The 1,374-nt window shown below is 69.7% G+C and carries 2 protein-coding genes; one reads left to right on the top strand and one right to left on the bottom strand.

Annotated features, from left to right (window positions below):
• Positions 1–833 (top strand): ExeM/NucH family extracellular endonuclease (locus tag DBR34_RS22170; RefSeq protein ID WP_258223680.1); only part of this gene is annotated, 833 nt, incomplete at its 5' end.
• Between the two features lie 42 nt (positions 834–875).
• On the opposite strand, the gene DBR34_RS05355 is transcribed toward DBR34_RS22170, so the two are convergent.
• On the bottom strand, positions 876–1,374 hold a 499-nt coding region (locus DBR34_RS05355), incomplete at its 5' end, for an EamA family transporter (protein WP_343125605.1).

Genomic DNA, 1,374 nt, shown 5'->3' on the forward strand with positions numbered 1-1,374 from the left:
TGCGCGGCGCGCGCACGCTGGCCGAACACCAGGCACAGACCGCCAAGCTGGTGGCCACCATCAACGGGCTGGATGCGCATATCGCCGCGCTGATGGAACTGGAGAACGACGGCTATGGGCCGCACTCGGCCATCGCCGAACTGGTGGACGCCCTCAACGCCCCGCTCGACCCCAAGGATGCCTGGGCCTTCGTGGATGCCGGGCAGGGCCCCGGCACCAACCCGATCCGGGTGGGCATCATCTATCGCAAGGGCGGGTTCAAGCCGCTGGGCCGGCCGGTGACCAAGCTCGACGGCCCGTTCGCCGAACACAGCCGCGCGCCGCTGGCGCAGGCCTTCCAGGGCATGGGCCAGCCGTTCATGGTGGTGGCCAACCACTTCAAGTCCAAGGGCTGCCGCGACACCACCGGTGCCGACGCCGACCAGAACGATGGCCAGGGCTGCTGGAATGCCACCCGGGTGGAATCGGCCCGGCAGTTGAACGCCTGGGTGCAGGGCGAAGCCGCCCGCCTGAAGGTAAAGGACGTGGTGCTGCTCGGCGACTTCAACGCCTACGCGATGGAAGACCCGATCCGCACGCTGCACGACGCCGGCTGGCGCGACGCTTTCGCCGCGGCCAAGGTCGAGCGCCCCTACAGCTATGTCTACAACGGGCTGAGTGGCCGCCTCGACCACGCCCTGCTCAGCCCGTCCATGGCCCAGCGCCTGCAGGGCGCCGCCGAATGGCACATCAATGCCGACGAGGCCGAGGACGTGGGCTACCAGGGCCGCAACGAACCGGGCCCCTGGCGCAGTTCGGACCACGACCCGCTGCTGCTGGGCTTCGATCGCTGATCAACGGGGCCGGTTGCCGAGGTATCGACCAACGGTCGATACCTACCCGGCGGTACCCCACGCGATCAACCCGATCGCCACCACGGCCAGCCCAAGGCCAACGCGGTTCCACACACTGGTGCGTTCGCCGAACGCGAGCACGCCCACCAGGGCGCCCACCACCACCACGCCGATGTTCATGCCGGCAAACACCACCGCCGGGCTGTCCGGCAGGTGCTGGTGCGCGCGTACGTAGAACAGGATGTTGCCGAAGTTGAGCAGCCCCAGCAGCGCGCCGGCCCCCACGTTGCGCCACTGCAGCGGAGACGCACCGCTGGCATGCCGCCACAGCTGCAGCGCCAGCATCAGCACGAAGGCCAGCCCGAAGCTGGCCGTCAGCGCGGCCATCGACGGCGTGCCCGACAGCGCCACCTGCTTGAGCATGATGTCCACCAGCGCGTAGCCCACCCACACCGCCAGCAGCCACGGCCAGGCACGCTCGCCGCCGGGCGCGGTGGCGGCGGTGGCGGTGACGCTGCCCACCATCTTTCTGGTGATGGCC

The organism is Stenotrophomonas sp. HMWF003 (assembly GCF_003061285.1).
Lineage (GTDB): Bacteria > Pseudomonadota > Gammaproteobacteria > Xanthomonadales > Xanthomonadaceae > Stenotrophomonas > Stenotrophomonas maltophilia_AP.